The sequence below is a fragment of the Flavobacterium sp. DG2-3 genome (assembly GCF_030730925.1).
Lineage (GTDB): Bacteria > Bacteroidota > Bacteroidia > Flavobacteriales > Flavobacteriaceae > Flavobacterium.
On the sequence record NZ_JAVAMB010000004.1, the window covers coordinates 315,436 to 329,625 of the forward strand.

11 protein-coding genes and 1 rRNA gene are annotated in these 14,190 nt (G+C 33.4%); 5 read left to right on the forward strand and 7 right to left on the reverse strand.

The annotated features are described in order from the left end of the window. Positions 1–10: 10 nt before the first annotated feature. Positions 11–1,375: a methylmalonyl-CoA mutase subunit beta gene (locus tag Q9Q97_RS08875; RefSeq protein ID WP_306156233.1), complete on the forward strand. Its 1,365-nt coding sequence runs from the start codon at positions 11–13 to the stop codon at positions 1,373–1,375. Positions 1,376–1,418: 43 nt separating this feature from the next. Then, positions 1,419–3,545, forward strand: a complete 2,127-nt coding sequence (gene scpA, locus Q9Q97_RS08880) for a methylmalonyl-CoA mutase (RefSeq protein WP_306156234.1) — start codon at positions 1,419–1,421, stop codon at positions 3,543–3,545. Between the two features lie 36 nt (positions 3,546–3,581). Here the strand turns inward: scpA and Q9Q97_RS08885 are convergent, their stop codons facing one another. The 4 genes from Q9Q97_RS08885 to dapF all read right to left on the reverse strand — a co-directional run bounded on the left by Q9Q97_RS08885 (position 3,582) and on the right by dapF (position 7,137). Beyond that, positions 3,582–4,220: a peptidoglycan-binding protein LysM gene (locus tag Q9Q97_RS08885; protein WP_306156235.1), complete on the reverse strand. Its 639-nt coding sequence runs from the start codon at positions 4,218–4,220 to the stop codon at positions 3,582–3,584. Between the two features lie 474 nt (positions 4,221–4,694). Next, the gene (gene mltG / locus Q9Q97_RS08890) at positions 4,695–5,735 is read right to left on the reverse strand and encodes an endolytic transglycosylase MltG (protein WP_306156236.1); all 1,041 of its coding nucleotides are present in this window, start codon (positions 5,733–5,735) and stop codon (positions 4,695–4,697) included. Positions 5,736–5,745: 10 nt separating this feature from the next. After that, on the reverse strand, positions 5,746–6,279 hold the full coding sequence (locus Q9Q97_RS08895) for a GNAT family N-acetyltransferase (RefSeq protein WP_306156237.1): 534 nt from the start codon (positions 6,277–6,279) through the stop codon (positions 5,746–5,748). A gap of 75 nt (positions 6,280–6,354) precedes the next feature. Continuing rightward, positions 6,355–7,137 (reverse strand): diaminopimelate epimerase, encoded by a 783-nt coding sequence (dapF, locus tag Q9Q97_RS08900; RefSeq protein WP_306156238.1) that lies wholly within the window; start codon positions 7,135–7,137, stop codon positions 6,355–6,357. Positions 7,138–7,298: 161 nt separating this feature from the next. Here dapF and Q9Q97_RS08905 point away from each other — a divergent pair, with 161 nt between their 5' ends. Both Q9Q97_RS08905 and Q9Q97_RS08910 read left to right on the forward strand, forming a co-directional pair. Beyond that, complete coding sequence (locus tag Q9Q97_RS08905; RefSeq protein WP_306156239.1) at positions 7,299–8,699, forward strand: trypsin-like peptidase domain-containing protein; 1,401 nt, start codon at positions 7,299–7,301, stop codon at positions 8,697–8,699. Between the two features lie 172 nt (positions 8,700–8,871). Next, positions 8,872–10,320 carry a glyceraldehyde-3-phosphate dehydrogenase gene (locus tag Q9Q97_RS08910; RefSeq protein WP_306156240.1) on the forward strand — a complete coding sequence of 483 codons (1,449 nt, stop codon included), beginning with the start codon at positions 8,872–8,874 and terminating at the stop codon, positions 10,318–10,320. A gap of 55 nt (positions 10,321–10,375) precedes the next feature. Here Q9Q97_RS08910 and Q9Q97_RS08915 read toward each other — a convergent pair whose 3' ends face one another. Further along, on the reverse strand, positions 10,376–10,834 hold the full coding sequence (locus Q9Q97_RS08915) for an Lrp/AsnC family transcriptional regulator (protein ID WP_306156241.1): 459 nt from the start codon (positions 10,832–10,834) through the stop codon (positions 10,376–10,378). 201 nt (positions 10,835–11,035) lie between these two features. Here Q9Q97_RS08915 and ald point away from each other — a divergent pair, with 201 nt between their 5' ends. Beyond that, positions 11,036–12,154: an alanine dehydrogenase gene (ald, locus tag Q9Q97_RS08920; protein ID WP_306156242.1), complete on the forward strand. Its 1,119-nt coding sequence runs from the start codon at positions 11,036–11,038 to the stop codon at positions 12,152–12,154. Positions 12,155–12,276: 122 nt separating this feature from the next. Here the strand turns inward: ald and pafA are convergent, their stop codons facing one another. Together pafA and rrf are read right to left on the reverse strand one after the other, a co-directional pair. Then, positions 12,277–13,896: an alkaline phosphatase PafA gene (pafA, locus tag Q9Q97_RS08925; protein ID WP_306156243.1), complete on the reverse strand. Its 1,620-nt coding sequence runs from the start codon at positions 13,894–13,896 to the stop codon at positions 12,277–12,279. Positions 13,897–14,085: 189 nt separating this feature from the next. Further along, positions 14,086–14,190, reverse strand: a 5S ribosomal RNA gene (rrf, locus tag Q9Q97_RS08930); the annotation flags it as partial.

Genomic DNA, 14,190 nt, shown 5'->3' on the forward strand with positions numbered 1-14,190 from the left:
ACAACAAAAAATGGCCACTAACCTATTCGACGATTTTAATCCGATTTCATCCAAACAATGGAAACAAAAAATTCAGTTTGAATTGGATGGAGCCGATTACAATCAGACTGTTATTTGGAATTCGCCAGAAGATATTCAGGTAAAACCTTTTTATCATAGCGATGAATTTACAAAAGCAGCAAATGTAAATACGCAAGCCTCAGACTTTAAAATCTGCCAGAATATCTTTGTTTTCGATATAGAAAAATCAATCGAGCGCGCTTTAAACACTTTAGAAAGAGGTGCAGAAAGTCTTCGTTTTGCTATTCAAAACGAAAAAATCGACATTGAGAAATTATTGGAAAATCTTCCTTTAGAAAATAGAATCGTTTATTTTCATTTCAGTTTCATTTCAATCGATTTCGTAAAAAAATTAGATACTATTTCGCTTCAGAAAAAAGCACATTTTTACTGCAATTTTGATCCAATTGGACAATTGGCACGTGAAGGAAATTGGTTCTCTACTTCTGAAAAAACAAATTTTGATACTTTAAATCTGGTTTTTAAAAATACAACTAACTTAAATATACTAAGTGTAGATTTAGGATTATATCAAAATTCGGGAGCAAATATCACACAACAAATTGCTTACAGTTTAGCGCATGCAAACGAATATCTAAATCGTTTTGCTGATAATGCAAAATCAATTGTTTTTCAAGTTTCTGTTGGAACAAATTATTTCTTTGAAATTGCTAAACTGCGCGCACTTCGAATGCTTTTTGATTTAATTGCTGCAGAATATAATTCAGAAATTAAATGCCATTTATTGGTAACACCAACCAAACGCAACAAAACGATTTACGATTATAACGTAAATATGTTGCGTACAACAACTGAATGTATGTCGGCAATTTTGGGTGGTGCAGATGCAATTGCCAATTTGCCATATGATGCTTTATATCATAAAGACAACGAGTTTGGCGATCGAATTGCTAGAAACCAGCTTTTAATTTTAAAGCACGAAAGTTATTTTGATAAAGTAAATAATCCAGCTGACGGAAGCTATTATATTGAAAGTCTAACCATGCAATTGGCCGAAAAAAGTTTAGCTTTATTTAAAGATATTGAAGCAAACGGCGGATTTTTAAAACTTCTAAACGACGGAACAATAAAAAAGAAAATTCAGGAAAGCGCCAATAAAGAGCAGGAATTATTTGATACTAAAAAAGAAATTCTTTTAGGCACAAATAAATACCCGAATAAAGAAGATCGAATGAAACATGATTTAGAATTGTTTCCTTTCGTTAAAATAAAACCAAGAAAAACATTAATTACACCAATAATTGAAAAAAGATTGGCGGAGAAAATGGAGCAAGAAAGATTGGAATTGGAATAATCTCCTAAAAGTAATTAATTAAAAAATTCAAAAAAGTGTCTCAATGATTAGAAAAGACCTTAAAAATATAAAGTTAGAAGTTAAAAGTCAGAAGTTAGAAGTTGATTCTGCTTTTGAAAACTTTACAACTGCAGAAGGAATTGAAATTAAAAAAAACTATTCGGAGAAAGATATCGAAGATTTAGAATTTCTTGATTTCGGAGCTGGTTTTGCGCCTAACTTACGTGGCCCATACGCGACGATGTATGTGCGACGCCCTTGGACAATTCGCCAATATGCTGGATTTTCTACAGCAGAGGAGAGCAATGCTTTTTACAGAAAAAATTTAGCCGCGGGACAAAAAGGACTTTCCATTGCTTTTGATCTTCCTACACATCGCGGTTATGATTCAGATCATGAAAGAGTTGTGGGCGATGTCGGAAAAGCAGGCGTTGCGATAGATTCTGTAGAAGACATGAAAGTGCTTTTCGATCAGATTCCGCTGGATGAAATGTCTGTTTCCATGACTATGAATGGTGCTGTTCTTCCAATTATGGCTTTTTATATTGTTGCAGCTGAAGAACAAGGCGTTAGTCCAGAAAAATTAGCAGGAACCATCCAAAATGATATTTTAAAGGAGTTTATGGTTCGAAATACCTATATCTACCCTCCAACTCCTTCCATGAAAATTATCGCTGACATTTTTGAATTTACGAGCAAAAAAATGCCAAAATTCAATTCGATATCCATTTCTGGTTACCACATGCAAGAAGCTGGCGCAACTGCAGATATTGAATTGGCTTATACATTGGCAGACGGTTTAGAATATATCAGAACTGGATTATCTACAGGAATGACGATTGACGATTTTGCTCCAAGGTTATCTTTCTTTTGGGCAATCGGAATGAATCATTTTATGGAAATTGCCAAAATGAGAGCTGGACGCATGATTTGGGCTAAATTACTAAAACAGTTCAATCCCAAAAGCGATAAATCTCTGGCGTTAAGAACACATTGCCAAACTAGCGGATGGAGTTTAACCGAACAAGATCCTTTTAATAATGTTGCGAGAACTTGCATCGAAGCTTCTGCAGCAGTTTTTGGCGGAACACAATCTTTGCATACCAATGCTTTAGACGAAGCAATTGCACTTCCAACAGATTTCTCTGCCAGAATTGCACGAAATACACAAATATTTCTTCAGGAAGAAACCAAAATCACTAAAACGGTAGATCCTTGGGCTGGCAGTTATTATGTAGAAAGCTTAACCAATGATATCGTTGAAAAAACTTGGAAACTCATTGAAGAAGTAGAAGAACTCGGTGGAATGACAAAAGCCATTGAAGCTGGAATTCCGAAACTTCGAATTGAAGAAGCCGCGGCAAGAAAACAAGCAAGAATTGACAGCGGACAAGACATTATTGTAGGCGTAAATAAATATCGTTTAGAAAAAGAAGATCCGTTAGACATTCTGGATGTCGACAATCAATTGGTTCGCAAACAGCAAGTCGAGCGTCTTGAAGAAATAAAGCGAACACGAGATTCTGAAAAAGTAAATAAGTCACTAGAAAAATTAATCCTTTGTGCTCAAACAGGTCAAGGAAACTTATTAGAAAATGCTATTGAAGCCGCCAGAAACAGAGCGACGCTAGGCGAAATAAGCAATGCATTGGAAACAGTTTTCGGCCGTTTTAAAGCGCAAATTAAATCTTTTAGCGGAGTGTATAGTGCAGCAATAAAAAATGACGAAAATTTTGAGAAAGCAAAACAGCTAGCAGATATTTTTGCCAAACAAGAAGGAAGACGTCCTAGAATTATGATTGCCAAAATGGGACAAGACGGGCACGACCGAGGAGCAAAAGTTGTAGCAACAGGCTACGCCGATGTAGGTTTTGATGTTGACATTGGTCCACTATTTCAAACTCCCGCAGAAGCCGCAAAACAAGCTGTAGAAAATGATGTTCACATTTTAGGCGTTTCATCACTTGCAGCGGGTCATAAAACATTGGTTCCGCAAGTTATAGAAGAGCTAAAAAAACACGGACGAGATGATATAATGGTAATTGTGGGCGGTGTAATTCCGTCTCAGGACTATCAGTTCTTGTTTGACGCTGGAGCATCGGCTGTTTTTGGTCCAGGAACTAAAATAAGTGAAGCGGCTATAAAAATCTTAGAAGCTTTAATAGATTAAAAAAAAATCCCTTTTAAAGGGATTTCTTTTTTTAGTTTAGTCATTAACTGTTGCGTTACTATCGGCTTCTATAAAAGAAAGATCGTAACCAGCAAAATCTTTCATATAGCTTTTCAAAGAAGTTCCAAAAGCATCTCTAAAATGTCTGCTTCCTTTGTTTTTGAAAAAGTTCTTTACAGAACCTGCCCCGCCTAAATGCGCTGCAGCTAAAATTCCAGATTCGGTAATTTCAATACCACTGATGATTTTGCCTTCATACTTTTCGATTTCATTTCTTAAAATCCATTTGTTTTTGGCTAACAAAGCCATGAAAGCTTTTTCTTGTAATGCAGGATCTTTTAAAAAGGCTTTGTTATCATTAATTCCGATTGCTCTTAAAGCTTTAGAACCAAATTGATATTTGCCCATATAACCAAGAGAATTTACTAATCTGTATTTCCCTTGTGATTCTTTAAAAGCTACTGCTTCTTTAAATCCTATAAGATGATTGCCTGTGTATGGGACGTTGGTGTTCGGATAATCATCCTTTTCTTTCGATGGAAAAATATATTCTGATCCATCTGTTTTTTCAATTAAAAACCAAGGTTTGGTTTCGTGACTAGAGGGAATAAATCCCAAACTTAAAAATGTAATAATAACGACTAAACTCGCATAAAAATACCATTTCTTTATCATAAATTGTTTTTCTTCAAGACACTGTCACTCTCTTGAAATTTCTACGGTGCAAAGATAAGACATTTTCAAAATATACTAAAAACCAGTGCTTTAGCGTTTTTAAGAGAATTTCTAAAATCGCTTTCATCCCAAGTATACTAATAGATTCCGAAAGATTTTGGTAACGATTTTTTAACCTTAAAAATCAATTTTTAAGGCAAAAAAAATTCTAATTTTATATAAATTTTAAGCATTTTTTATTAAAAAGAAAGAATTGACTTACGAAACAAGAGCGCTTTTTTTATGCAAATCTTGAAATTCAGTTTTTGAATTTTATAAAATTCAACTTCGCAAATTGCTTATTTTTTTATTAATAAAGATCAAAAAACACACAAATTAACAATTCCATATTTTTTGCGTTTTCGAAAGTATTTTGCAATAAAAAAACCGAAGCTAAAATTCACTTCGGTTTCTAATATTTTATTTAATGCAAACTTATCTTGTCACTCCTTGACTCGCGATCCAATCTGAATATTTTTTCGCATTTACATTATGTTCTGCCAACGTTGCTGCAAATTCGTGATATCCGAAACGTTCAACACTTGCACAGAAATAAATATAATCGTTTTTCTCTGGGTTTAAAACTGCTTCTAATGCTGTAATATCAGGCATCGCAATTGGCCCTGGAGGAAGTCCTTTATTTATATAAGTATTATACGGAGATCTCATTACCAAATCATTATAAAAAACTCTTTTAATCACTTGATCAAAATTATTATCTCTTAGTTTCAAAGCATAAATAACCGTTGGGTCTGCTTGCAATGGCATTTCTAAACGTAAACGATTCAGATAAACACCCGCAATACGAGGTCTTTCGTCTTTTTTAACCGATTCTTTATGAACGATTGAAGCTAAAATTGTAGCCTGAACTGGAGTTAAACCTTGTGCTTTCGCTTTAGCAATCCTTTCATCTGTCCAGAAATTATGATATTCTTTAATCATTTTATCACGAAACTTCTCTGCAGAAGTATTCCAATAAACTTCATAAGTGTTTGGAATAAACATTGCAAAAACATTTTCTTCATTAAAACCATTTGCAGCTAAAAAAGTAGAATCTCTAAATGCTTTTACTAAAGATGTGCTGTCAGCTTCGATTTCTGCACCAATTCTTCCTGCAAAATTTTCTAAACGCTCTTGATTATTAAAAACCAATTTAACTGGAATATTAGAACGCATGGCACGAACCAAATCAATATTGTTCATGTCTTTCTTTAAAAGAAAACGACCCGATTTTACATTTTCAGGGTAATCTCTTTTTTCTGCAACCATTTCAAAATTGTCAAAATTCTTGACATAAGGTGCTAAAATCTTTTTTACATCAGCATAATTCGCGTCTGTTGGCACATAAACGTATACTTCTTTTTCTTCAAATTTAGTATTAGAACTAAATATTTTACTGATTAAAATAAAACCATAAATCAGTAGAGCTGAAATTATGGCTACGGCACTTATTGTGATTATTTTTTTTAGACTCAAAGCTTAAGTTTTAAATTTGTTTATTAATTAGCTGAAAAATTGCTTCATCTTGATAGTGGTTATGATACAAAATCCAGTCTTTTTTTATTCCGATTTTCTTAAAACCAAATTTAGTAAAAAGTGCAATACTGGCTACATTTTGCACACCAATATTTGCATACAATTGATGAAGATTTAAATTATAAAAAGAATATTTAATTAAAAGTTCTAAAGCCTCAGAACCAATATTTTTCCCTTGATTTTCCTCTTTTTGAATTACAATACCGATTCCTGCCCTATTGTTTCTAGGATCAAAATCAAACAAATCAATCAATCCGACAGCAGGAAAATCTTCGTCTTGACAGATTGCCAAACGAAGCTGTTTTGCCTCATAAATATCTTGATGGGCATTTTCTAAATATTGTTTAATCAAAAAACGGCTATAAGGACTCTGCGTATTACTGACTTCCCAGATATTCTCATCATTTTCTATAGAATAGATGAACTCTAAATCTTGAGGTTCGAGTGCACGCAAATAAATGTTTTCGCCTTTGAGTGTGATCATTTACAATTTTAGATTTTAGTCCCGATAGCTATCGGGATTGGAATTTGTGATTTTAAAAAATTGGAATTTTTATATTTATATCTCAATTGTTCCTTTAAAAACAAATTTTGCAGGTCCTGTCAAGAAAACATTCGTGTAACCATCATTATCTTTATCAAAAGAAACTACCAATTTTCCGCCTTCAACATTTAAATTTATCGAAGTTTTATCGGTTTCTCCAATTGCATTCATAGCAATTGCAACGGCTGTAGCGCCCGTTCCGCAAGCAAGAGTTTCGTCTTCTACTCCTCTTTCGTAAGTTCTTAAAGAAAAAGTATCATTATCTACTTTTTTCACAAAGTTGATATTACTTCCTTTTTCGCCATATAATTCGCCATAACGAATTGCAGCTCCATTTTCTTTCACATTATAGTGTTCTAAATCGTCTACAATTTGAACATGGTGAGGCGAACCTGTATTTAAAAAAGTATAAGAATCTTTTTTCTGAATTTCGTTCACATCAATCATTTGAAGAGAAACAATCGAATCGGCATTAACAGAAGCATGGTGTAATCCATCAGTTGCAATAAAAGTCGTTTTATCATCAATTACGCCCAATTGATTGGCAAAAGCAACCAGACAGCGTCCGCCGTTTCCGCACATCGAACTTTGGTTTCCATCAGAGTTATAATAAACCATTTTAAAATCGGTTTCAGAATCATTTTCTAAAAGAATTAATCCGTCAGCTCCAATTCCGAAACGTCTGTCACACAGTCGTTCAATAAGTTTTACATCCTCTTTTGGAAAGAAATTTGTACGATTGTCAATCATTACAAAATCGTTTCCTGTGCCTTGATATTTATAAAATTCTACTTGCATTTTTTAGTTGTTAGAAGTACAAAAGTACGAACTATTAATTAATGAAATGTTAATCATTGTTAAAGAGCGTTAAACCGTTTTTACAAATAATTTTTTGAAGTAATTTTACGTTAAATAAAACATGAAACGTAAATCCTAATAACTTAATTACAAATTCTAATATGAAAAGATTTTCAGCCTTATTTTTAGTGTCATTATTAAGTGGTGCTATTACTCTTGGTGCTTACAAGTTATTATTTGAAAGCAACAATTCTTTTTTTGGCAAAGGAAATTCTGTTGTAACTCTTGCCCCTAATTCTTACGGAAAAAATGTTGGTTTAGGTGCCGAAATACTAGATTTTACTGAAGCCGCAGACAAAACAATTCATACTGTTGTTCACGTAAAAAATGTTTCTAGAAGAACTGTCAGCAACCCAATGCTAGAGTTTTTCTACGGATATGGTGGACAGCAACAGCAAGAACAAGTAGGAACTGGTTCTGGTGTAATTATTTCTGAAGACGGGTATATCGTTACGAACAATCACGTAATTAAAGACGCTACAGAAATTGAAATTACTTTAAACAACAAAAAATCATACAAAGCGAAGTTAATCGGTACTGATTCGAAAATGGACATTGCACTTTTGAAAATCAATGCTGACGAAAAACTTCCTTACACTGCTTTTGCCAATTCTGACAGTGTAAAAGTAGGAGAATGGGTATTGGCAGTTGGAAATCCATATAACTTGACTTCGACTGTAACTGCCGGAATTGTTTCGGCGAAAGCCAGAAATTTAGACCAAAGCGGAATCCAGTCTTTCATTCAGACTGATGCTGCTGTAAATCCAGGTAATAGCGGTGGAGCGTTAGTAAATGCTCGCGGTGAATTAATTGGAATTAATACCATGATTTCGTCTATGACTGGATCTTATGTTGGGTATTCTTTTGCTGTTCCTTCTAATATTGCCCGCAAAATTATTGAGGACATTATGGAATATGGAAATGTTCAAAGAGGAATCTTAGGCGTTGAAGGTGGTGAATTAAACAGCATGGCTTCTAAAGAATTGGGCATTACCGAAACTCAAGGTTTCTATATTAATAGAGTTTCTAAAAATTCTGGCGCAGAGAAAGCTGGTTTAACTAAAGGAGACATTATTGTAAAACTTGATGAGCAGAATATTTCAACTTATGCCGATTTATCAGGTTACATCAATACAAAACGTCCAAACGATGTGGTTAAAGTAACTTATATTAAAGACGGTAAAACAAAAACTGTCCCTGTAACTTTAAGCAAAAATGAATTTTACAGCGCCGAAGTTAAAGGAATTGAATTAGAAAACATTGATGCTGCTGACAAGAAAAAGTTTAGAATTGATTATGGTGTAAAAATTAAAAACATCACCAACGAGAATTTAATGCAATATCAAAACGAATTGTTAGGAAACATCATTTTGAGTATTGATAACGTTAAAGCAACAAATGTTGAAACAGTTTCAAAACTTTTAAGTAAAAAAGACGAAGGACAAAGTGTTCGAATTGAAATGATCAACAGAAACGGAGAGATCTTCAGAATAATTATTTAAGTTCCGTTTACAGTTCTTGAACTGAAACTAAAAAACTTCAAAAAGCCATCTTAAGAAATTTAAGGTGGCTTTTTTATTTTCGAAAATAAATGCTAAAATAGTTTACGAAATCGATTGAAATAGATACTTTTGCGCCAAATTTTAAAATAGTGAGCATTTTATTTTTTCAATTATGAGTAACAAAACATTGTACCAAAAAGAGGTAACATTACAAGTCGACCGACGAAAAGCCGGAGTCGAATTAATCAAAGCCATAAGCGATTTATGGTATGACAAATCAATCGAAATGGTTTTATTCAAAAATCAATTATTGGATAAAAACGTAAGCGATATTATCAATCTTCATCAATATGCTGGTGAATTTGTTGGAAAACCGATAACCATTTTTGATTCGGTTGAAATCGCAAAAGTGGTTTTGTCTTTAGATCTTCCGCCAGCAAAAATAGATCTCGGAAAACTAACTTACGAGTATCGTTTAGAAGATGAAAAATATCCTGACGCTAGATATTTTGTTATTGAAAAATTGAAAAAAGCAAAATCTTCAAAAGAAATTCAGCCGAAAGATGTTGTTTTATACGGTTTTGGAAGAATCGGACGTTTATTGGCAAGAGAGCTAATGTCTAAAACAGGAAAAGGAAGTCAATTGCGATTGAGAGCAATTGTAACCCGTGATAAAAATGACGCATCAAGTTTAGAGAAACGAGCTTCTCTATTGCGATACGACTCCATCCACGGAGATTTTCAAGGATCTGTAATAGCCGATTCTAAAAACAATGCCCTAATTATCAACGGAACAACGGTTCATATTATTACTGCAAATTCTCCTGAAGAAATTGATTATACTACGTACGGAATTAATGATGCTTTAGTGATTGATAATACAGGAGCTTTTACAACAGAAGAAGCATTAAAAAGACATTTAACCTCAAACGGAGCAAGCAAAGTTTTATTGACTGCTCCTGGAAAAGGCGTACCGAATATTGTTCACGGTGTAAATCATAATGATTTTAATCCTGACGAATTAAATATCTTTTCTGCTGCTTCTTGCACAACAAATGCCATTACTCCTATTTTAAAAGTAGTTGAAGAAACATTTGGTGTTGTAAAAGGACATTTAGAAACCATTCATGCATATACAAACGACCAAAATTTGGTTGACAATATGCATAAAAAATACCGTCGTGGCAGAGCTGCAGCTTTAAATATGGTTATTACCGAAACTGGAGCAGGAAGTGCTGTGGCAAAAGCTTTACCAACATTAGAAGGAAAATTAACTTCCAACGCTATTCGAGTTCCTGTTCCTAACGGATCTCTGGTTGTTTTAAATTTAGAAGTTAAAAAAGCAACTTCAATTGCGGGGATTAATAAAATCATGAAGAAATATGCTCTTGAAGGAGAATTGGTAGAGCAGATTAAATATTCTTTAAACAACGAATTGGTTTCGTCTGATATCGTTGGAACCTCTGCTCCATCAATTTATGACAGCAATGCTACAATTGTTTCAAAAGACGGAAAAAATATCGTACTATACATTTGGTACGATAACGAATACGGATATAGTCATCAAGTTATTCGCTTAGCAAAATATATTGCCAAAGTAAGACGTTATACTTATTATTAATTCAACCAAACTAACTTTTTTTTAAAACCATCAAGTCAAACTTGGTGGTTTTTCTTTATATCGGAAGTACAGTTGTACTTTTCACTTCAGAAATAACAAAAACAGTATTTATTAAAGAAACTTCAGGCAGGACCGATAGTTTTTTCTGATGAAAATGATGATAACTTTCCATATCAGGAATTATAATTTTAAGCATATAATCAAAATTTCCAGAAACGTAATTGCATTCCACAACTTCAGGCAAATCCAAAATCGACTGATTAAATCCTTCAGAAGTATCATAGGTTTGTTTTGTGAGCGTAACTTGACAGTAAACAGTCAAATTATTTCCCAGTTTTTTCTTGTCTAAAAGGGTTACGTATTTCTCTATAATCCCATCTTTTTCAAGACGTTTCACTCGATCGTGAACAGGAGTTAAGGACAAATTTATTTTGTTTGCGATGTCTTTTAAAGTATAATGTGCATCTTCCTGTAAAAGACGTAGGATTTTTTTGTCAATTTCATCTAAAGCCATAACGAAAACGTTTTATTAAAATTAGTCCGATTTAGTCTTTTTTTCTTTTTAAAGAATAAATTCTAAGTCAAAACAGAATATTTTTCTGTAAAAGTAAAAAATAAAATAATATTTTCTTATTTATCAAGCATTAAACCATAATTTATTCTCTATCTGTAGATTTGTAAAACAATTTCAATAAATAACAAAAAATATAACAAAATGATAATAGGTGTTCCTAAAGAAATAAAAAATAACGAAAACAGAGTTGCCTTAACTCCTGCAGGTGTTTCCGAAATGAAAAAACACGGACATACAGTTTATGTTCAAGCAACTGCTGGTTTAGGAAGTGGTTTTGCTGACGCGGAATATGCTGAAGCTGGAGCAGTTGTTTTACCAACAATTGAAGAAGTTTATGCTATTGCAGAAATGATCATCAAAGTAAAAGAGCCAATTGCTTCTGAATATCCATTGATCAAAAAAGATCAATTATTATTCACTTACTTCCACTTTGCTTCTTCTGAAGAATTGACTCATGCAATGTTAGAAAAAGGAGCTGTTTGTTTAGCTTACGAAACTGTAGAAAAAACAGACAGAAGCTTACCATTATTAGTTCCAATGTCTGAAGTTGCAGGTCGTATGGCAATTCAACAAGGAGCTAAATACTTAGAAAAACCACTAAAAGGAAGAGGAATTCTTTTAGGAGGTGTTCCAGGTGTTCCACCAGCAAAAGTATTAGTTTTAGGTGGAGGAATCGTAGGAACTCAAGCTGCTAAAATGGCTGCCGGATTAGGTGCTCAGGTAACTATCATGGACTTAAGCTTACCACGTTTACGTCAATTAGATGATATCATGCCTGCAAACGTAAATACAGAAATGTCAAACCACTACAATATTACAAGAGCAATTAAAGATGCTGACTTAATTGTTGGAGCAGTTTTAATTCCAGGAGCAAAAGCACCTCACTTAATTACTCGTGATATGCTTAAATTAATGCGTCCAGGAACTGTTGTTGTTGACGTAGCTGTAGATCAAGGAGGATGTATCGAAACTTGTACTCCAACTACTCACGAAAACCCAACTTTTATTATTGACGATATCGTTCACTATTGTGTTGCTAATATGCCAGGAGCTGTACCTTACACTTCTACTTTAGCTTTAACAAACGCAACTTTACCTTATGCTGTACAACTAGCAAACAAAGGATGGGAAAAAGCGTGTGCAGAAAATGAAGAATTGAAAAAAGGATTAAACGTAGCTAATGGAAAAATCCTTTACAAAGGAGTTGCAGAAGCTTGGAATCTTCCTTTTAACGAAGAAATAGTGTTAGCAAACGCATAGGCTAATACTTAAACAAGTGCTTACTAAATCACTTTTACAAAAGGCTTTTCAATAAAGAAAAGCCTTTTTTTTTGCATAAAAAAACCTGTCGCGAAGACAGGCTTTTAAAATATAGTTGATGCTTATTTTTTGTTATCTAAAACTTCAGTCATTACTTTAGCTTCAGTTCCATTCGGAAAAGTAACTTTAATTTTCTGAGCTATAGTGGGAGCGATTTCTGTAATTGCTTTTTTATCATAAGATTCACCTTTTTTAATGTGCCATCCGTAAAAAATTGCTGGAACATGTGTATCATAACTATAAATAGTTCCATGAGATGTACCTGTAGCTGTATATTCAATAACTCCAGGTTTATCTACAATAACCAAATCTCCGTTTTGCGTAACGTCATAACCTTTCGCTACAAAATTTAAAGAATAATCATTTCCAGCATTCGCCAAAACTTCTTCTTCTGTATAAACCTTCTTAACTTGCGGTTGAGTAATTAAAAACTCTTTAAAAGCTTTCTTAACATTCACTAAATCTAAACCTTTATCTTTAATAATCTGCTTATTAAAAAACACATTAAAATTAGAATAGTTTTGAATCAAATCTACACCAAAAGTTTTAGTTGAAAAATCTTGTAAACTTTTCTTAACCTCTTTAGAAGGATAATTGTCTACATTGTATTTTCGATCTTTTAAATAAATTACGTTTTCTGCTCCAGCATGATCTGCAGTTAAGAAAAGTAAATAATTCCCTTTACCAACTGTTTTGTCCAGATAAGCCAAAAAATCAGCAATTGTTTGATCCAATCTCAAATAAGTATCTTGAAGTTCCATCGATCTTGGTCCAAGCAAGTGACCTACATAGTCTGTAGAAGAAAAACTAACTGTAAGGAAGTCTGTAATATTATCTTTTCCTAATTCTTCTTTTTCAATTGCTTTTTTTGCAAATTCAGCTAGCAAATCATTTCCGAAAGGAGTAGCTCTAATAACTCCAGCATCATTCTTCTCATACATTGATTTCAAATCGTATGGAAAAACTGGGGCAGCACTTCCATATAATTTTCCTTCATAAGGATTATTATCTGGAAGGCTTTCATTATAAACAGAAGCCGGTTTATACAAATCCCAGCCTTTATTAATATATTTTAGGTAGTTTTTCTCATTATTGAATTCTGTAACCCAATCAGGCAATTTTTCGCCGTAAAAACTACTGGAAATAAAAGATCCTGTTTTACTAAACCAAAAAGCCCAATTAGCAAAATGACCTGCTGGTAATATTGCTCCACGATCTTTTAAACTCATCCCAATAACTTTTCCGTTAAAACTGGTAGCCATTCTAACTTCGTCAGTAATTGTAGTACTTTGAAGGTTTTTTGGAGACATTGCACCTTCTTCTGCAGTACCGTCACCTACAGTTTTAACTCCTGCATCATCTGTGCAATACATTTCTTTTCCAAGAGTTCTACTAAACCATTCATTACCAACAATTCCGTGAGTAGCAGGTGTAGTACCTGTGTAAATTGAAGCATGTCCTGGAGCTGTGTAAGTTGGCATATAATTATAATGCATATTCTGGAAAGTAAATCCATCATTCATTAACCTCTTAAAGCCATTTGGAGAAAAATCATCTGAAAAACGATATAAATATTCCATTTTCATCTGATCGACAACTATACCCACAACTAACTTTGGACGTTGTTGCGCACTTAAACCTGTTACAGCTAAAAGTGCTAACAATAAAATATTTTTCTTCATATTTAAATAAATAATTTAAACGCAAAAATACTCATTCAAATCCAAAAAGTCTAAAGTATCAATATTTACCTCAAACAATTGACTATAATTTAACACTTATAAAACTAGTGAGAGCATAATATAATTGTATCCTTTATTAAACCATTATAAAACAGAAAACCCCATCCGGTTCGGATAGGGTTTTCAAAAGAAAGGCGACGACATACTCTCCCACATAACTGCAGTACCATCTGCGCAGGCGGGCTTAACTTCTCTGTTCGGGATGGGAAGAGGTGAGCCCCGCCGCAATAACCA